Annotated in this window: 24 protein-coding genes, 1 tRNA gene and 1 pseudogene; 14 read left to right on the forward strand and 12 right to left on the reverse strand. The window is 70.5% G+C overall.

Translation table 11 applies throughout. The features are described 5' to 3' along the window. The first annotated feature begins 67 nt into the window (after positions 1-67). The gene (locus ABD976_RS03320) at positions 68-514 is read left to right on the forward strand and encodes a nuclear transport factor 2 family protein (RefSeq protein ID WP_345356892.1); all 447 of its coding nucleotides are present in this window, start codon (positions 68-70) and stop codon (positions 512-514) included. Continuing rightward, a complete protein-coding gene (locus ABD976_RS03325) occupies positions 511-1,341 on the forward strand; it encodes an NAD(P)H-binding protein (RefSeq protein WP_345356895.1) in 831 nt (276 codons plus the stop codon). The genes ABD976_RS03320 and ABD976_RS03325 overlap by 4 nt, the downstream gene beginning before the upstream one ends. Positions 1,342-1,352: 11 nt before the next feature. Here the strand turns inward: ABD976_RS03325 and ABD976_RS03330 are convergent, their stop codons facing one another. Beyond that, on the reverse strand, positions 1,353-2,033 hold the full coding sequence (locus ABD976_RS03330) for a superoxide dismutase family protein (protein ID WP_345356898.1): 681 nt from the start codon (positions 2,031-2,033) through the stop codon (positions 1,353-1,355). Positions 2,034-2,207: 174 nt separating this feature from the next. On the opposite strand from ABD976_RS03330, the gene ABD976_RS03335 reads away from it, so the two are divergent. Further along, entirely contained in the window at positions 2,208-3,134 is a 927-nt protein-coding gene (locus ABD976_RS03335; RefSeq protein ID WP_345356901.1) for a DMT family transporter, read from the forward strand. A gap of 89 nt (positions 3,135-3,223) precedes the next feature. Then, positions 3,224-3,296 (forward strand) — tRNA-Lys (locus tag ABD976_RS03340). Positions 3,297-3,367: 71 nt separating this feature from the next. Here the strand turns inward: ABD976_RS03340 and ABD976_RS03345 are convergent. The 4 genes and pseudogenes from ABD976_RS03345 to ABD976_RS03360 form a co-directional block, all read right to left on the reverse strand. Beyond that, positions 3,368-4,372 (reverse strand): site-specific integrase, encoded by a 1,005-nt coding sequence (locus ABD976_RS03345; protein ID WP_345356904.1) that lies wholly within the window; start codon positions 4,370-4,372, stop codon positions 3,368-3,370. Continuing rightward, positions 4,353-4,493, reverse strand: a complete 141-nt coding sequence (locus ABD976_RS03350; RefSeq protein ID WP_345356907.1) for a hypothetical protein — start codon at positions 4,491-4,493, stop codon at positions 4,353-4,355. The genes ABD976_RS03345 and ABD976_RS03350 overlap by 20 nt, the downstream gene beginning before the upstream one ends. Positions 4,494-4,502: 9 nt before the next feature. Next, a pseudogene (locus ABD976_RS03355) lies at positions 4,503-5,248 on the reverse strand (XRE family transcriptional regulator). Positions 5,249-5,301: 53 nt separating this feature from the next. Then, on the reverse strand, positions 5,302-5,490 hold the full coding sequence (locus tag ABD976_RS03360; protein ID WP_345356910.1) for a MerR family transcriptional regulator: 189 nt from the start codon (positions 5,488-5,490) through the stop codon (positions 5,302-5,304). 559 nt (positions 5,491-6,049) lie between these two features. Here ABD976_RS03360 and ABD976_RS03365 point away from each other — a divergent pair. From ABD976_RS03365 to ABD976_RS03375, 3 genes are all read left to right on the forward strand, one after another. After that, positions 6,050-6,157 (forward strand): lasso RiPP family leader peptide-containing protein, encoded by a 108-nt coding sequence (locus tag ABD976_RS03365; RefSeq protein ID WP_345356913.1) that lies wholly within the window; start codon positions 6,050-6,052, stop codon positions 6,155-6,157. 490 nt (positions 6,158-6,647) lie between these two features. After that, positions 6,648-7,070, forward strand: a complete 423-nt coding sequence (locus ABD976_RS03370; protein WP_345356916.1) for a heavy metal-responsive transcriptional regulator — start codon at positions 6,648-6,650, stop codon at positions 7,068-7,070. 49 nt (positions 7,071-7,119) lie between these two features. Beyond that, entirely contained in the window at positions 7,120-7,389 is a 270-nt protein-coding gene (locus ABD976_RS03375) for a thioredoxin family protein (protein WP_345356919.1), read from the forward strand. Positions 7,390-8,093: 704 nt separating this feature from the next. On the opposite strand, the gene ABD976_RS03380 is transcribed toward ABD976_RS03375, so the two are convergent. Continuing rightward, positions 8,094-8,642, reverse strand: a complete 549-nt coding sequence (locus tag ABD976_RS03380; protein WP_345356922.1) for an RICIN domain-containing protein — start codon at positions 8,640-8,642, stop codon at positions 8,094-8,096. Positions 8,643-9,447: 805 nt separating this feature from the next. Between ABD976_RS03380 and ABD976_RS03385 the strand changes: the two genes are divergently transcribed. Then, positions 9,448-10,212 carry a class I SAM-dependent DNA methyltransferase gene (locus ABD976_RS03385; protein ID WP_345356925.1) on the forward strand — a complete coding sequence of 255 codons (765 nt, stop codon included), beginning with the start codon at positions 9,448-9,450 and terminating at the stop codon, positions 10,210-10,212. Positions 10,213-10,226: 14 nt separating this feature from the next. Here ABD976_RS03385 and ABD976_RS29580 read toward each other — a convergent pair whose 3' ends face one another. Next, positions 10,227-10,448: a maleylpyruvate isomerase N-terminal domain-containing protein gene (locus ABD976_RS29580; RefSeq protein WP_369775679.1), complete on the reverse strand. Its 222-nt coding sequence runs from the start codon at positions 10,446-10,448 to the stop codon at positions 10,227-10,229. Positions 10,449-10,551: 103 nt separating this feature from the next. Here ABD976_RS29580 and ABD976_RS03390 point away from each other — a divergent pair, with 103 nt between their 5' ends. After that, positions 10,552-11,025 (forward strand): VOC family protein, encoded by a 474-nt coding sequence (locus ABD976_RS03390; protein WP_345356928.1) that lies wholly within the window; start codon positions 10,552-10,554, stop codon positions 11,023-11,025. Between the two features lie 45 nt (positions 11,026-11,070). Here ABD976_RS03390 and ABD976_RS03395 read toward each other — a convergent pair whose 3' ends face one another. Further along, positions 11,071-11,508: a pyridoxamine 5'-phosphate oxidase family protein gene (locus ABD976_RS03395; RefSeq protein WP_345356931.1), complete on the reverse strand. Its 438-nt coding sequence runs from the start codon at positions 11,506-11,508 to the stop codon at positions 11,071-11,073. Between the two features lie 261 nt (positions 11,509-11,769). Here ABD976_RS03395 and ABD976_RS03400 point away from each other — a divergent pair, with 261 nt between their 5' ends. Continuing rightward, entirely contained in the window at positions 11,770-12,081 is a 312-nt protein-coding gene (locus ABD976_RS03400; RefSeq protein WP_345356934.1) for a hypothetical protein, read from the forward strand. An 18-nt stretch (positions 12,082-12,099) separates the two neighbouring features. Here ABD976_RS03400 and ABD976_RS03405 read toward each other — a convergent pair whose 3' ends face one another. After that, positions 12,100-12,588, reverse strand: coding sequence for an SRPBCC family protein (locus tag ABD976_RS03405; protein WP_345356937.1), 489 nt, complete (start codon positions 12,586-12,588; stop codon positions 12,100-12,102). A 154-nt stretch (positions 12,589-12,742) separates the two neighbouring features. Between ABD976_RS03405 and ABD976_RS03410 the strand changes: the two genes are divergently transcribed. Continuing rightward, complete coding sequence (locus tag ABD976_RS03410; protein WP_345356940.1) at positions 12,743-13,054, forward strand: DUF6506 family protein; 312 nt, start codon at positions 12,743-12,745, stop codon at positions 13,052-13,054. Positions 13,055-13,096: 42 nt separating this feature from the next. Here ABD976_RS03410 and ABD976_RS03415 read toward each other — a convergent pair whose 3' ends face one another. Continuing rightward, a complete protein-coding gene (locus tag ABD976_RS03415) occupies positions 13,097-14,257 on the reverse strand; it encodes an esterase-like activity of phytase family protein (RefSeq protein ID WP_345356943.1) in 1,161 nt (386 codons plus the stop codon). A gap of 117 nt (positions 14,258-14,374) precedes the next feature. Next, on the reverse strand, positions 14,375-15,046 hold the full coding sequence (locus ABD976_RS03420) for a helix-turn-helix domain-containing protein (protein WP_345356946.1): 672 nt from the start codon (positions 15,044-15,046) through the stop codon (positions 14,375-14,377). A gap of 20 nt (positions 15,047-15,066) precedes the next feature. Here ABD976_RS03420 and ABD976_RS03425 point away from each other — a divergent pair, with 20 nt between their 5' ends. From ABD976_RS03425 to ABD976_RS03435, 3 genes are read left to right on the forward strand one after another with little or no spacing between them, the layout of a single operon-like run. Next, complete coding sequence (locus ABD976_RS03425; RefSeq protein WP_345356949.1) at positions 15,067-15,498, forward strand: VOC family protein; 432 nt, start codon at positions 15,067-15,069, stop codon at positions 15,496-15,498. Positions 15,499-15,518: 20 nt separating this feature from the next. Continuing rightward, positions 15,519-15,953 (forward strand): helix-turn-helix transcriptional regulator, encoded by a 435-nt coding sequence (locus ABD976_RS03430; RefSeq protein WP_369775428.1) that lies wholly within the window; start codon positions 15,519-15,521, stop codon positions 15,951-15,953. A gap of 10 nt (positions 15,954-15,963) precedes the next feature. After that, positions 15,964-16,374 carry a VOC family protein gene (locus ABD976_RS03435; protein WP_345356952.1) on the forward strand — a complete coding sequence of 137 codons (411 nt, stop codon included), beginning with the start codon at positions 15,964-15,966 and terminating at the stop codon, positions 16,372-16,374. A 4-nt stretch (positions 16,375-16,378) separates the two neighbouring features. Here ABD976_RS03435 and ABD976_RS03440 read toward each other — a convergent pair whose 3' ends face one another. Continuing rightward, on the reverse strand, positions 16,379-16,912 hold the full coding sequence (locus ABD976_RS03440) for a GAF domain-containing protein (RefSeq protein WP_345356955.1): 534 nt from the start codon (positions 16,910-16,912) through the stop codon (positions 16,379-16,381). Positions 16,913-16,996: the final 84 nt, after the last annotated feature.

The raw sequence follows: 16,996 nt of genomic DNA on the forward strand, positions 1-16,996 counted from the left end.
CGGATCACCGGTCCGGGGCTGCGCCGGACCTGCCGCCGCACCCCGGCCGGGGCGCACGGTGGGAACCATGACGCAGAACAACGAGCCGGTCGACCTGCTGCACCGGTTGCTGGACGCGCTGCGGCGCTACGACTGGACCGAGGTCGAGGCGCTGTGGGGCGAGGACGGCGTGATCGAGTACCCGTTCGCCGGGCCGGGGATGCCGGAGCGGCTGGTCGGCGGCCGACGCATCGCCGAGCACATCGCGGCGATCTACCCGGTCCGCGCCGAGGTCACCGACGTCGGCCCGGTGGTCGTGCACCGCACCGAGGACCCGGCCACGATCGTCGCCGAGTTCACCGCGCGCGGCCGGGTGGTGCGCACCGGAGCGCCCTACGAGCTGAGCTACCTCGCCGTGCTCACCGCCTCCGGCGGCCGGATCGCCCGCTACCGCGACCACTTCAGCCCGGTGGCGGCGGCGGTGGCCACCGGATCGGTCGCCGAGCTGGCCGCGGCCCTGGCGGAGGCGGCATGACCGTCCTCGTCACCGGCGGGACCGGCAACACCGGGGCGGCGCTGGCCGCGCTGCTGACCGACCGGGGCGTGCCGGTGCGGATCGCGAGCAGGCGACCCGGTCCGGCCGGGGGCCGGTTCGCCGGGGCCCGATTCGACTGGGCCGATCCCGCCACCCACGGCCCCGCGCTGGACGGGGTCGACGCGGTCTACCTGCTGCCGCCCCCGGCCACCGTGGAACCGCTGGAGCAGGTGGGGCCGTTCCTCGACGTGGCGCGGGCCGCCGGGGTGCGGCGGGTGGTGCTGCTGGGCGCGCTCGCGGTGCTGCCCGGCGCACCGGGGATGGCGGAGCTGGTCGGCGCGGTCCGCGCGATGCCGGAGTGGGCGGTGCTGCGGCCCAGCGGGTTCATGCAGAACTTCACCGGCCAGTTCGCCGCCGACATCGCCCGCGGCGAGATCCGCAGCGCGGCCGGTCCCGGCCGGGTGGGCTGGATCGACACCGCCGACATCGCGGCGGTGGCCGCCCGGACCCTGCTGGACCCGGACCTGCCCTCCGCCGAGCACGTGCTCACCGGCCCGGAAGCCCTCGACCACGACGAGGTGGCGCGGACCATCGCCGAGGTCACCGGACGGCCGGTGCGCCACGTCCCCACCACCACCGGTGACGTCGCCGACCGCTACCGCGCCGCGGGCCTGCCCGACCCCTACGCCACCGCGCTGGCCGGGATGGACGACACCCGCCGCGCGGGCTCCGAGGACGTGGTCAGCCCCGCGGTCCGGGACCTGGCGGGCCGCCCGCCCCGCTCGTTCCGCGATTTCGTCCGCGCCCACCGCCGCGCCTGGGGGTGAGCCGCCGGTGCTCAGAAGTCGGCGTTGAAGCAGGCCAGCCGCGCCCCGGCTTCCCCGGCCTGGCCGGGCTGGGTGTGGGTGTGCTCCTCGTGGATGACGAAGGACTGCGCGTCGTCGCGCTCGCCGAAGGCCCAGTTGCCGGTGGTGCTCGAGGTGGCGTTGCCCTGGGCGTCGGTGCGGAAGTCCAGCCAGACCTCGTTCTGCGGGTTGGCGTAGGCCGGGTCGACGGAGGGCTGCACCGGGTCCGGGTTCTGCTGGAAGTGCGGTCCGGCGTCCTGGCCGGTCGGCCCGCACTCCCGGACGTGCACGTGCGCGCCGTAGTCGCGATCGGGCTGCAAGCCGGTGACCTCGGCGGTGACCGTGGTGCGGCCGTCCGGCGCGGGGGCGCTGGTGATCTTCGCGGTGGAGCCGGGCGGCACCGCCTGCGGGTCGTAGGTGATGGCGTCGCGGTCGGGTGCGAACTCCTCGAAGGTGCCCGTGCTGACCTCCTGACCACCGGGTTCCTGGCCTTCGGGTTGCTGCTGCTGGCCGGCGGGCGGGTTCTGGTCGGCGGGCGCGGGTTCGGTGCGCTCGTCGTCGCCACCGGCGCAACCGGAGAGCAGGAGCCCGGCGGTGCAGGCACCGGCGAGGGCGGTCACCAAGCGGGTCCGCTGGAAGTGCATGAGCTGTCCGTCCTTTCCGTCCCCGTTCACCTGATTCACTGACGACCGTAAGGGCCTGCCCGTGCGGCGTCATCTCGGGGAAATCCTGAGCTTAAAGCCGAAGTCGGTGACCAGTGCATCGCTGGAACGAGTGATCTTGTCCTACACGGTGGCCTGATCCACTGTCGGGGTGGCTCCGGAGGGTGTTCGGGTTAGCTTGCTCGCATGGGTGACGCGCGAGGCCGGGACCGGACGTGGCTGGTGGCGCTGGCGACGGCGATGTGGGGCACCGACGCGCTGTGGCGGATGCCGCTGGCCACCACGCTGCCCTCGGCCAGCGTGGTGTTCTGGGAGCACCTGATCATCGTGGCGCTGCTGTCGCCGCTGCTGCCGCGGGCGTGGCGGGCGCTGCGGGCCTGCGGGGTGCGGGAGCGGATCGCGCTGGTGGTGATCGGCGGCGGCTCCTCGGCGCTGGCGACCTCGCTGTTCACCGCCGCCTTCCAGGCCGGTGATCCGGTGACGCCGCTGGTGCTGCAGAAGTTGCAGCCGATCTTCGCGGCGCTGGCCGCCTTCGCGCTGCTGCGCGAGCGACCGCGCGGCCGCTACTTCGCCTTCGCGGTGCCCGCGCTGGTCGGGGCCTGGCTGCTGGCGTTCCCCGACCCGCTGGACGTCCGGGTCGCCCAGCTCGCGCCGGCCCTGCTCGCGCTCGGTGCCGCGGTGCTGTGGGCGGCGGGCACCGTGCTGGGGCGGATGGTCAGCCGCACCGTGCCGTCGCAGGACGTCACCACGCTGCGGTTCGCCATCGGACTGCCGACCGCGGCGGTGATCCTGCTGCTGCGCGGCGACCCGGTGGCCGTGGGCTGGGACAACGCCTTCGGGCTGGTGCTGCTGGCGCTCATCCCGGGCCTGATCGCGCTGCGCCTCTACTACCTCGGCCTGCGCACCACGCCCGCCGCCCGCGCCACCCTCGCCGAGCTGTCCTTCCCGGCGACGGCGGCGATCATCGGGGTGTTCGTGCTCGGCGCGGAGCTGACCGCGACCCAGTGGATCGGCTTCGCCGCCGTGATCACCATGGTCGCCGCCCTCGGCTGGCACGAACGCACGAGCCGCACCGCCCTCGTCGACGACCCCACCCCCGCAACCCGGACGTGAACGCGCGGCGGGTCGGCTGTGACCAGTGCGCCACTTGCCAGCACCAGCCCCCGCACGATCGCCATGACCTTGTAGCCTGAGGCACGGCAGGGGCGTTAGCTCAACTGGCAGAGCAGCGGACTTTTAATCCGCGGGTTCAGGGTTCGATCCCCTGGCGCCCCACTCTTCCCCCAGGTCAACCGGGGTGCGATGGGGTCCACGCGATCGACCGCCCATGGTTTACCCATGGAGAACTACGACGAGCCGTCGGTGAAGGCGCCTTCCAGGGCGGTCGCTGCGGCGCGGCTCATCGTCGTGCGTGCCATGTAGACGTCCTGGGTCATCGATGGCCGCGAGTGCCCGAGCTGATCGGCGATCAACCGAGCTGTCAGCCCCGCCTCATCGAGGATCGTCGCGGCGGTCTTGCGGAACACGTGCGAGGTCACCCAGGCGAAGCCCTCGCTGCCGCGCGTCTCCCGCAACACTCGACGCACGTTCGACGGGTCGCGGAGGCCGCCGAGGCTGTCCGGGAAGAGGGGGCCGTCCGGGTCGTCGGCGTCCTCCCGGCGCTGCCGCAGCATTTCGACGGCCCAGGACGGCAGGGGCAATGTGCGATCCCCGTGCTCGGACTTCGTCGACTTGCGGATCAGTCCCTTGCCCTTCACCCGCACCACGGTGTGATCCACCTCCACCGCGGAGTCGTCGAGATCGAGTTCAGGCCAGTACACCGCGAGGGCTTCACCGATGCGGACTCCGGTCGCCAGCATGAACCGCGACAGGTCCGGCAGGTCCCACCGCCGAGCCTTCTCGTCCGCCTCCAACTGCGCGAGCCACTGATCCCGTTCTTCCAAGGTCAACGCCCGTGGCTTCTTCCTGCGCCGCCGCTCCAGGCGCGCGGTGTCCCGGGTGGGGTTCTGAGCGAGCGCACCGTGTCGCACGGCCAACCCCATCACCCCGGAGACCACCGAGCGCGAGGTCTTCGCGACGGACACGCTCTTGGCCGTTCGAAGCGCCTGCAAGAACGCATCAACAGCGGGGACGGTCACCTCGTGACCGACGCGGAGTTCACCCAGCGCGGGCAGCACGTGACAGTCAAGGTTGCTCCGGTACTGTTCCAGCGTCGTCGGCGACCGGGTACCGGCGTCCACCGCGTTCTCCAGGGACGCGAGCCAACGGCCAGCAACTTCGCGGAACCTGGTCTCGGGTTTGATCTCCCGGCCCTGCCGAGCAGCGGTGCGCTCAGCGAGCGCCTTCTTCAACGTCGGTGCGCTCGATCATGAGCACGCGCCCGGAGTCGTCCCGCACGACGGTGGCCCCGGCGACCACGAGGCTGTTCGCCGGGGGCGCGGCCGGGTCGTCGTAGTAGTCCTTCTTGGGCATGACTCCTGCCTACCACTCGTGGAGCTGCGCGCCCGACCACACGGCCTCGAAGCTCTCGGCGTAGGTGGTGAACAGGTCGCCCGCGCCCAGGCGGCGCAGGTGCAGCGCCGGAGCGTGCGCGGCCAGCTTGCCGTACACGTGCGGGTTCACGATCATCTCGTCATCGAACCGGTAGACCGAGTTGTAGAGCACCGTGGCGTGGGTGCGGATCTCGACGCCGGGCGTGTCGGCCAGCGGCTTGAAGAACGCCAAGGCGTGATCGATCTTCGCCGAGATCGTGTGCTCGCCGATGCCTTCGTCCAGGCTCCGCTGGATCACCGCCGGGCAGTCCCGGTCACCGAAGGCCAGCCGCACCCGCGCACCGTTGGCGGCCTTCTCCCGCAACGCGCTGAGGAGGTTCGGCTTCTCGGTCATGAACATGCCGACGTAGACGAGCATGTCGACGTGTTCGGCCGCCTGGTCGAGGAGCCGGTCCCACAGGTCGTTGGGGACCGCGCTGCGGTGCGGGTACACGTGGACCACTTCGGACTCGCTGACCTGCTCGCGGCGCTCCTTCGGCACCGCCTCCGGCCACAAGTACCGCTCGCTCTCGCCGAGTTGGCCGCGATCGCGTGCCGGGTCTTCGCGTGCGGTGGGCGCCCGGTGGTAATCCACCGCTCGGCGGTCTTGGGGTCCACCTTCAGGTGCGCGGCCAGCGCGGCGGGCGTCACGCCCTGGCGGTGCAGCGCGTCGCGCAACCGTTCGTTGGGTGCCACTCAGTCGCTCCCAGGCGTACAGGAGCCCGAGCCCACCGCTTCGCGCACGGGGATCACTCGGCCTGATCGTCGCGCAGCGCGTGCAGGTCGGCCCGGAGCTTGTCCACGTCCCATCGGGCATGCCCGCCAGCGGTCACCACCGGCGGCGTGACCAGACCGCGCTGCCACCACCGCACGAGCGTCGCCCGGTCCACCCCGAGCTGCTTCGCGGCGACGCCAGTGGCGACGAGCTTGCTGGTCACACCGGCGACGATGCAGGACAAATGCAACGTCCACCCTTGGTGAGCGACGCTTGTGAACAACTGCAACGAATGCAACGATTGAGTTATGCAGCAACGGGCACGCGAACTCGTGGTGCTTCTGCGCAAGGCGCAGTGGCTCCTGGACGACATGGCCTACGAGCTAGGCGGAGGCAGGCTCACACCCGAACAGCAGGACAACACCACCGAAGCGCTGGGCGAGCTGGTCGAGGCACTGAAAGCCGAGACTTCTCAGCAATCGTCAGCGCGGAGCCGTATCCCTAGATCGCCGTCCGGCCGTGTTCGCCGAGAACACCCGTCACACCGAACGCCCCAACGATGAGGCCCGTATTGAGACCCGCCTAGCGGACGGCGCCGACCGTTCTCGCGCGGCCCCGGACGTGCCAGCGAAGCAGGTACGGGCGTTGATCACGATTGAGTGGCCATCGTGCGGAACCCGGGTGAATCCTGCGGCCGGTTCTTCAAAGCGGCCCGAAGCAGTGCCGATTACGGGGAAGGCACCCGCAGTGGGCGCCACGTCCAACACATGGAGGCGATCACCATGAACGAGACCTACACCGCCCCGGAGCTGACCGAGGTCGGCGAACTCACCGCCGATACCCTGGGAGATGTCGGGACTGAATGGGACTTCACCATGCTCTACCTGTGAGTGAGTCGCGGCGGCGGTTGGCTCCGGTGACGCAGGAGGTGCGTTGGCGGGCCAGGTTGCCGTAGCAGGTGACGTGGGGCTGGCGGGGCTACTGCGGCGGCTCCGTCAGAACCACACAACCTGTCGTGGTGCGCGTGTGTCCAAAGTTTCTTCTCTTCATGAACCACACAACCTGTCGTGGTGCGCGTGTGTCCAAAGTTTCTTCTCTTCATCAAGGGCGTCCCCGCAGGAGCCGCGTAGTGGGAACGGTGACGTCGACCCATGCCGGCATCGGGCTGGTCACCTGGGGAGAGCCTTCAAGGAAAGGGGTGGTCGCGCTGCCGGGTGGTCACTGAGCAGGCTCACGCTGCATCGTCTGCTCGGCTGGCGTAGTGGCTCACCGGCTTGTGGTCACTCTGCGTCAACGTGGCTGCGCTCTTGTGGACCTTCCATCTGACTGGAAGGTGCACGGTAGGGGAGTGACGACACTTCGAGCCATGCGGGAGCTGCCATGCGCATAGGAGAACTCGCCGGGACAGCCGGAGTGAACCCCAAGACGGTTCGCTACTACGAGAGCATCGGCTTACTGCCCCCGGTGCAGCGGACCAGCGCTGGTTATCGGGTGTATCACCAGGCCGACGTTGACCGCCTCAGCTTCATCAAGGCCGCGCAGCGGCTGGGCATGCGGCTGGACCAGATCGCCGAAGTTCTCGCACTGCGTGAGGCCGATCAGCAGCCGTGCGGCTATGTTCGAAGCGTGCTGCACCAGCACGTCACCGAAATCGACGACCGCATCGCTGAACTACAGCGCCTGCGTCGCCAACTGGTGGGACTGGACGCACGTGCTGACCAGCTGGCCGCCGACCCTGACGCAACATCTGCCTCGTGCCCGCTGATCGACCACGTCCGCCAGCACAGCGGGGCCCAGGCTTGACCTTGCACCCGACTGGAAACTCTACCGTGCGGAACCGGAGGTGATGACCATGACGAAGCGTCATGTCGAAGTGTTCACAACCGGCTGCCCGAGCTGCGAGCCGACGGTGAACCTGGTCCAGGAGATGGCAGGCCCTGGCTGCGAGGTGATCGTGCACGACCTGCGTAGCGACAGCGAAGCCGCTGCCAAGGCCAGCGAGTACGGGGTCACCCGCATCCCCGCAGTCGTGGTTGACGGTCAGCTGGCCGAGTGCTGCCAAGGCTCACACAGCCCTACCCGCGAGGGGTTGTCGGCGGCTGGCGTCGGCAACTGCGGCTGAGGCCCTGACCGACTGATACGGCTGGTCCCGCCGACCCGGCCTCAATCAATCGAAGCCTGGTTGGCGGGACGTAGGACCGACGGCGGGCTGCCAACTTATCGCCAGTAATCGACCCGCGACGATGCTGAACAACGGCAAAAGACCGAACGTGCCGATCCCTCGTCGTTGCAGGTCACGTGACCTGTTGGCAGACGACGGCAAACGTCGTTGATCATCGATCCCGTATCCGCGGGTCCAGGGGTCGATCCCCTGGCGCCCCACTCTTCCCCCAGGTCAACCGGGGTGCGGCGAGCGAGCGGCGAACCGGCGGTGCACTTTTGGTGCACGAAACGACCGCCTCAGTCATCCCAAGCCCGTTCGAGTGCTTCAGCTGTCCGCTCGCTGACCGCTTTCCTGCCAAGGTAGACGTCCTGGGGCATCGACGGCTGCGAGGGCCCGAGCCGATCGGCGATCAACCGAGCCGTCAGGTCTCCGCTCACCGAGAAATCCACCGCACGGGGTTGCTGAGTACGTGCTCGGAGCGGAGTTGACCTCGCGGGTACCAACGGGGCGCTACGTCTCTGACCACCCAGGGGCAGCAACGAGCGGTTCGGCTTGGACGCGCTTTCCGAGCCGAACCGCTCAATTGTCGAACTCTCGCCGCCCGGAGGATCAATCAATGAACTCCGGCGGGAAGAACGCTGGTGTAGTTCTCGCGCTCCGTCTTATCGGATTGTGTCCTGGACCTTGATCTGTCCGTTCTGGACCACCCACTTCTGGTTGCGGTTGTTGTCGCTGCATCGCCAGAGGTGCGGATTGGTGCCCTTGGCGCGGCTGCCCGTGGTGTCCAGGCACATCTCGTTGCGCGTTCCCGCGGTGTCCTTGACGACGAGCTGGCCGTTCCGCACGACCCATTTCTGGTTCGTGTGGTTGAGGCATTGCCACAAGCGCAATGTGGCGCCGTTGCGACGGCTGTTCGTGGCGTCCAGGCACACCTCGTTGCTCGTCCCCAGGGTGTCGGCCAGCTTGATCTGGGCGCTGTCGATCACGAACATCTGGTTGGCGTGGTTGTCGAGGCATGTCCAGAGGTGCGGATTGACGCCGTTGCTCCGGCCTCCCGTGGAATCCAGGCACATAACGGCCTGGGCAGGTGCGGCAGTGCTCGGCTCCGCGGGCGTTGCAGCAACGGCAGGCAGCGCAACCGTCGCGGCCAGCGAGACAGCGGCAGTTCCGACGAGTGCGAAACGGGAAATGAAAGGACGGAACGAACTCACTTCGCTTGATCCCCTTATCGAGTGATCGGGGCGGCAACATGGCACAACCAGTCGCCGACCGTGCGTCAATTGCCACCCTGCGTGGCGTCGGCAAGGCTATTCGGTCAAAATCTGCTTTGACAATGGCGGAGCAGTACGACGAACCGAGATTCACCCGGTAGAACACGCTGGGCCGCTTGCGGGAAGGCGGCGAGGAAATCGTGAATCTGTCTCGGCAACTTCCCAAACCTCGAAGTCAAGCCGCTGCGGCGACGCCGGGGCTGGATTCGCCAACCTGGCCTTGGCGCCCAAGTGATCCACAAGCACATGCACCCCGTCGCGGTGCGCGTGCGTCCAAGTTTTCTTCTCTTCACCAAGGGCGGGGCCGCCTGCCCGCTGCATGCGAGCCCGACCAAGCCGACGCCGGATGCTCCCTCCGGTCCGCTACGGCGCCGGCGGCTGGGCGGGAGCGGCTGGGCAGCCGCCCCACAGGAGTTGCGTAGGTGGGAACAGGGCTCCGTCCCATGCCGACATCGGCCATCAGCCCAGGTGATCGCGAGCGATGTCGACCAACGTCACACACCGTCGCCCCAGGATCCACGGGCGCGTTCAGCGTTCGATCCCCTGGCGCCCACTCCCCCGGTCGAAGGCCCGAGTGATGCGAGTCGGGCGGGGAGTCGCCAACTAATCGCCAACTTTCCCCGCCTCAGGTCGTGGTTGCGAGTGCGTCCGGCGCAACACCGTGGTGTCCGGTGGGTTCCGCATCGCGAGGTGGGGCCGGAAATGGGTTGGACTGGTCAGTCGTGGCTTCGGTTGAATGCCGCTCATGGTTTTTGACGCGATGTCGTTCGACCCTCGGACGAGCTTCGGCCCCCGGGTGGCGGCGGCTTATGACGACGTGCCGCGGGGGGACGAAGCCCCGGCTGTTGAACGGCTCGCGGAGCTGGCCGGGCAGGGGCCGGCTTTGGAGTTCGCGATCGGTACGGGTCGGCTCGCTCTGCCGCTGGCCGCAACCGGCGTGCGCGTCGACGGGATCGAGCTGTCAGCTGCGATGATCGAGAAGCTTCGGGCGAAGCCGGGCGGGGAATCGCTCACGGTGGTCTGCGGCGACATGGCAGCGGTCGAGATGCCCGAGCGGTACTCCCTGGTCTACATCGCGTTCAATTCGCTCATGAACCTGCTCACCCAGGACGAGCAGGTCCAGTGCGTCGCCAACGCCGCGCGACACCTGGACTCCGGCGGAAGGTTCGTGGTCGAGAACGTGGTGCCCGACGCGATGTACGTGCTGCGGCAGGACCGCGATGGCATCGATCAGTACGTCAACGCCGAGCAGATCGGCTCCGAGGGGGTCACCGTCGAGGTCGGGCGCTTCGACCGCGTCACGCAGCGGGTCGACAAGTGCCACCTCGGAGTCACCGCCTCGGGCATCGCACTCGATCCGCTCGCGTTGCGCTACGTCTGGCCCAGCGAGCTGGACCTCATGGCCCGTCTCGCCGGCCTGCGGCTGCTCACGCGGTGGAGCGGCTGGACCGGCGAACCGTTCGACAGCCGCAGCGTGCGGCACGTCTCGGTGTACGGCCGCGCGACCTGACTCGCAGCCACGGCTCACCGGGAGCCGCGTGCGGTTCTCGTCCGCTGGTGGCCCAGCGGTGTTGGGAGGTGCCGGGCGGTGGCCGGCCCACGGTGCGCGGTGCCGATGAGATGGCCCATCAGGCTCCGGACATCGAAGTCCTCGCAGGGCGTAGGAGCGTCGAAGTGCCCTGGCCGCACCGCCGTCATCAACCGCGTTACCCAGGCCAGAGCATCGAAGTAGTCCTGCTGCGCCACGGGATCACGATAATCACCAGGCGATCCACCCCTCGGTGCAGCTCTCCCACCGTTGGCGGCAGCCTTCGCGGGCGTCTGGTCGTCAGCGTGGTTGCCTGGCGGGATGCACTTCGAACAGTTCGCGCTGATCGTCGATGACTACGACGACGCGATCCGCTTCTTCGTCGATGTCCTCGAATTCGAGCTCGTCCAGGACTCGCCGTCCTTCACCAACGACGGCCGTCCGAAGCGCTGGGTCGTCGTGCGACCGCCGGGCGCCACGACGGGGTTGCTGCTCGCGCGAGCCGACGGTGACCGCCAGGAGCGCGCCGTGGGTGAGCAGTTCGCGGGCCGCGTGGGACTGTTCCTCCGCGTTGACGACTTCCAGGCGTCGTACGACCGGATGCGCGCAGCCGGAGTCGAGTTCGTCACCGAGCCACGCCTGGAGCCGTACGGGGAGGTCGCGGTCTTCGTCGACATCGCAGGCAACCGCTGGGACCTGCTGGGGCCGGCACCGTCTCAACAACCAGCCTGCTGCGAGTCCCGCAGACCCGGAAACGTTCGGAAGGCGACCTCAGAAGCCCAGAGCGCAACGTGATCGACGCCGTGGTCGCCCCGGAGCCGGCCGTCTCGACGTGGGGCCTCAGCGGCCGGTCGAGAACGACAGGTCGCTGGCGGACAGCCGCTCGGGGGCGAGGCGGACGAGCCGCGTCTCGGCATCGGGCCTGCTCAGGGAGTTGAGGCTGAACCGCTCGTCCCAGGTCGTCTCGTCCGGTCCGAGGTAGCGGATCAGCTTGCGGCGGGCGCGCTCGGGGTCGAACGCCACCACTTCGGCGGTCCCGCGGGCGATGACCTGGTGGACCGCACCGGTGTGCAGGTCGCAGGAGTCGATCACGAGCGCCACCCGCGGATCCTCGGCCAAGATCCTCGGCAGTCGCGCGTAGGCGCCGGTGATCCACCAGAAGGCACCGTCCTCCCAGAGGAACCAGACCGGGCGCACGGACGGGCCTGCTGCCGCCACCCGAGCGATCAACGGCCGCGCCAGGAACGCTTCGACGTCGAAGGCATGCTCGCTGGTCACGTGATCAGGCTACCGTTGCGGCGACCGCGATCGCCCTGTCCAGCCGTGACCGGCACGCCAGAGGCCTCGAAGAGGCTCTCCACAGCCACGGGACACGTCCGCAGGAAGCGCACCACCGCTGCGGCGGGGAGTGGTTCAGGCACTCCACTGGTCAGCGGAGGTGCCGGTTGCGCTGGCAGCCGCGGCGTTCGCCCCGCTCGGGGCAACGCGATCACCGGCTCGGCGGTGCCCGGGAGCCGGTGCGGCGGCGACGATGAGCACGTGTCCGCGCACGGTCAGGGGTCCGATCGAGCAGCGGCGGAGCGGCACCTCCGCCGGTTCGAAGGCCACAACCTGCGCATCGGTCCCGGCCGCAGGGTGCACCGCGTCAAGGTCGGTTTCGAGGACGGCCTGACGCAGCCGACGCCGGTGTGCGGTCAGAACGTCAGCCGGTACCCGGTGTTCAACTGCGAAGCGGTCGACCTGCCCGCTGACTGCCGCCGGTGCCGGGAACTGTGCGGCACGCCCGATCCCTGCGCGGAGTCGCGGTTCACCGAAACCAGCGGAGGTCAGCTCGCGCTGTTCGACGGGTGATCGGCCGGGACGCGGGGCTCACCTCGCGGCGGCGAGCTCGGCCAGGTGGTGCAGGGAGTTGGCGAGGTGTTCGGGGCCGAACGGGGGGAACCGGAGGTACTCCCGGACCGACTGCGGTGCCGCCGACCAGTCGTAGGTGAGCGTGACCTCGGCCTCGGAGGGGCCGGACGGCGCGAGGTCGTAGCGCCAGAACCAGCCGCCGAACTCCAGGTGGCCGTCTCCCTCCGGGTCGTGCCCGGTGTACCAGCCGATGGCGCGCGGCGGGTCGAGCACGTGGACCTCGTTGGCCACCTGGTAGTCGCCGCGCTCAGCGCCGCGGTGGTACATGTCCATCCGGAAGATCTGCCCGACCTCGGTCAGCCGCGCCCGGTCGACGGGTTGCCGGACCCAGCCGGTGCCGTCGATCGCGGGGTGCGTCGTCGGGTCCGCCAGCACCGCGAACACCGTCTCGACGGGCGCGGTGATGGTCCGGGTGGTGCTGACGTTCTCCTGGTCCACTGCGTGCACGCTCCTCACCTCGTCGATCCGGCCCCGCGCGGAGCCTCCCAGCATGCCGACCGCCCGGCGAGGCGGAACTCATCGCCGACGGGCCGCCCGGAATCACCGCGCACGCCCGGGAGTTCAGCTACCTGACGAGCCGGTTCTGCGGGAGGTGGGCGCGATGCCGTTCCACAACTGGGGTTTCCTCTACCTGGGCACCGGGTCGGAGGACCCGGCCACCGACCGGGCGGTGATCGACACCGGTGGGTTGACCACGACGGTGGTGGCCGTGCCGGACCACGGGTCGGCGGTGCGGGTGGCGCAGGAGCTGGTCGCCGCCGGAGCCCAGTCCATCGAGCTGTGCGGTGGTTTCGGGCCGAAGGTGGTGGCCGAGGTGGCCGCGGCCCTGGAGGGGAAGGTGCCGGTCGGCGGGGTCACCTACGGCGTGGAATCGGTCCACGCCCTCGCGGCCCTGTTCCCCCGGGACGAGTAGGGCGGCGTCCCGCGCGTGGTCGGCGCGGGACGCCGCGGCGGGTCAGCGGACGGCGAGGGCGACGAAGCGGTTGTTCTCGCCGGGCCAGAAGTTGTCGTCGCTGACCACGAGGAGCGTGCGCTCGCCCGTGGGCAGCCGCGGTCCCCACGCCATGCCTTCGAAGTTGTCCATCCGGGGGAGCGGGAACCGGTCGAAGTCGGCGAGCAGGCGTTTGCGGACGGGCACGACGTCGGTCCGGGCCAACGAGTCGACGTGCTGGACGTCGGTGGCGCCGCGGGTGCTCATCTCGAACAGCTTGACGTCGTAGCCGTGGCCGGTGGAGAAACCGCGTTCGAGCACCAGGTACCGGGCGGGATCGGTGGGGTGGGCCAGGATCTCGGAAATCCCGGAGTCGGCGAAGGACCCGGGCGGGTTCGGCGCGGCGAACAGGGGTTCCTGCGGGTAGGCGTACTGGGCGACGACGTGGCCGGTGCGGTCCTGCACGGTGATCCGCGACAGCTCCCCGGAGCCCGGTGACGGCAGCGGACCGTCCTGGAGCAGCGGGGACTCGACCGCGCTGGTCACCAGCGCGCCGCCGGCGGCGAAGGTGATGGCCTCCAGCGAGAGGTTGCGGCGCGGGCCGCGCGGCTCGGTGGTGATCCGGTAGTTCTCCGGCAGCGGCAGGGAGCCGGCGTAGGCGCCGGTGCGGTCGGCCCGCTGGATCGACGGCTGGATCACCGCGTCGGTGGGGGTGGGCGCGCCGTGGGGCCGGTTGCCCTCCTGGCTCCACCAGTACTGGCCGGTCCACGGGTCGACGCGGATGTCCTCGGGGTCGACGGTGGTCCCGTCCCCGGCCGACGCGGGCGGGTAGGGCGCGCCGTCGGGGCGCCGGAACGGGTGCGTGCCGGTGAAGCGCACGTCGTGGACGCCCGCGGCGTCGACGTCGATCCGCGCGGTGTAGAACCGGGCCGGCTGCCGGTCGGAGCGGTCGTCGCTGATCAGCACCCATTCGCCGGTGCGGCGGTCCCGGTCGATGCCGGAGAACCCGCCCAGTTCGGTGCCCTGGAACAGCTGCCCGGCCGCCACGGTGGTCTCGCCGAGGAACCGGACCTGGTCGCCGTTCGCGTGCGGGGAAGCGGCCACCACGGGTGCGGCCAGCCCGGAAGTGGCCAGCACGCAGGAAATCCCGACCGCGAGGGCGCGGGGGACGTGTCGAGTGCGCATGGGCTGGAACGTTGCCGTAGCCCGGTTGGGCCGGTCCAGCCACTTCCGTGGGAAACACCCTCCCGATCAGGTGAAATCGGTGGCCGTTTCGTTCAAGACCCCCGGAGCGGCGCGCGGCTACGTTGACCGGATGCTGGCGAGGCGTGCGGGGGGCAGACCCGCGAACCGGGTGAACTCGCGGGTCAGGTGCGGCTGGTCGGCGTACCCGGCCCGGGCGGCGGCGTCCGCGAGGTCCGCGCCCGCGCGCACCAGGTCCCACGCCCGCTGGAACCGCCGGATGCCGCTCAGGGTCTTCAGCCCGTACCCGAACAGCAGGTGGCTCGTCCGGCGCAGCGACCGCTCCGCGACCCCGGTCCGCTCGGCCACGGCCGCCACCGGGTCGCCGCGGTCGGCGGCCCGGTCCAGGGCGGCGGCCGCGCGGATCAGGTCCCGGTCCGGGTCCGCCGCCGCCCAGAGGTCCAGGTACACCTGCTCCAGCAGGGCCGCCGGGGCACCGGGCGGGACCGGCGTCGGGACGAGGTCGCGCAGTTCGACCCGCTCGTCGCGCAGGTCCGCCGCCGAGGTCCGCAGCAGCAGCGGGGCCACCCCGGGCGGGAAGCGCAGGCCGACGGTCTCCTGCCCGCCGCGCACCACCACCGCGGCGGTGTCGGGCCCGGCCACGACGAGGCGCCCGCCGGACCACATCCGGTCGAGCGCGCCGTCGGGCACCACGCGGTGCGCACCGGTCGGCCGCACGCGCCAGAGCAGGGCGCCGCTGCGGGCGCCGATCCGGGCCGAGTACGCATTCATCGAGACGGGAGAACGGTTCCGTGGAGCAGAACGTGCACTTCATCACCTTCGCCGTGGCGGACCTCGACGCCGCGCGGCGCTGCTACGTCGACGCCCTGGGCTGGCGGGCCTTGCTGGACGTGCCCGAGGAGATCATCTTCCTCCAGGTCGCCCCGGGCGTCGTGCTCGGCCTGTTCCGCGCGGACAAGTTCAACCAGGACATCGCCGACGGGGCGGACCGGGCCACCGTCTCCGGGGTGACGCTCTCGCACAACGTGCCCGGCCCGGCGGAGGTCGAGCGCACCGTCGAGGCCCTGCGCCGCGCCGGGGCGGTGGTGCTGAAGCCGCCGCAGCCCGGGGAGTTCGGCGGGATCTTCCACGCCCACGTCCAGGACCCGAACGGGATCGTCTGGGAGATCGCGCACAACCCCGGCTGGCGCGTCGAGCCGGACGGCACCGTGGTCCTCGGCTGACGTTGTGGCACGATCCCCTGGTGAGCCCCGATCCGGAGCGCCTGCGCGACCTCGCCCTGCTGCGCTGCGCCCGCGACCGGATCGACCGGGAGTACGCGCAGCCGCTGGACGTCGAGTCGATCGCCCGCGGGGTCGGCATGTCGGCCGGGCACTTCAGCCGCCAGTTCCGGCGCGCCTACGGCGAGTCGCCGTACGGGTACCTGATGACGCGGCGCATCGAGCGCGCGATGGCGCTGCTGCGCCGCGGCGACCTCAGCGTCACCGAGGTCTGCTTCGCGGTCGGCTGCTCGTCGCTGGGCACCTTCAGCACCCGGTTCGCCGAGCTGGTCGGGGTGCCGCCCAGCACCTACCGGCGGCGCGCGGCGCGCGCCACGGCCGGGATGCCGCCGTGCGTGGCGAAGCGGGTCACCAGGCCGATCAGGAATGGAGAAGCGCCGGTCGTCGACCGCGCCTAGCGTGGCGGCCATGGACATCACCATCCACCAGGCGTTCCTCCCGCACCGCGACCGGGACGCCTCGCTGGCCTTCTACCGCGACGCCCTCGGCTTCGAGGTCCGCGACGACGTCGGCTACGGCGGGATGCACTGGATCACGGTCGGCCCCGTCGGCCAGCCCGGCACGTCCCTCGTCCTGTCCCCGCCGGTCGCGGACCCCGGCGTCACCGACGAGGAACGCCGCACCATCGACGAGATGATGGCCAAGGGCACCTACGCGGGCATCAACCTGGCCACCGACGACCTCGACGGCACCTTCGAGCGGCTGCGCGGCAGCGGCGCCGAGGTCGTCCAGGAGCCGACCGAGCAGCCCTACGGCCTCCGCGACTGCGCCTTCCGCGATCCGGCGGGAAACCTGATCCGCATCCAGCAGCGGAGCTGAGCCTTCAACCCTCGATGCGCAGCTCGTCGCCGCCTCGGGAGCCGGCGATGGCCACGGCGGCGTGCGAGGCGAAGAGCCAGGCGAGCTGCTGGGACTTCGGGGTGAGGGTGTAGGGCTCCTCCGAGTACAGGTCCAGCGCGGCGAGGCTGTCGGGTTCGGCGAAGAGCTGGAAGCCCATCATGGCCCCGATGCCCAGCTCGCGGGCCGCGGGCGCGTAGCGGGGCCAGCGCGTCTCGGTGCGCATGTCGACCACGCGGTAGGACCGGCCCTCGCGGGCCGCGTCGAAGCAGGGACCTTCCCCCAGGTCGCCCTGGGCCTTGTCGGAGCCCTCGACGAGCTGGCTGGTCGAGGCCACGGCTTCGACCCGCCTGCCGGGGCGGACCAGCAGCACTCCCGCGTGGTCGCAGCCCGCCAGGGTGTCGACGGCCAGTTGGGTGATCCGGTTCAGGGTCTCGGACAACGAGCGCGGGGCGATGAGGTCGCGGGCGAGGTCGGTGACGGTGTCGGCGAACTTCTCGATGTCTTCTTCGAACCGCACGGCGCTCCTCCTGGTGTGGTCGACCCACCCAGGGTGGAGCATCGCGGCGGTCGCCGCCCGGTCCGCGCCTCAGCCCCCGCGTCC

The sequence above is a fragment of the Saccharopolyspora cebuensis genome, assembly GCF_039542665.1.
Classification (GTDB): domain Bacteria; phylum Actinomycetota; class Actinomycetes; order Mycobacteriales; family Pseudonocardiaceae; genus Saccharopolyspora; species Saccharopolyspora cebuensis.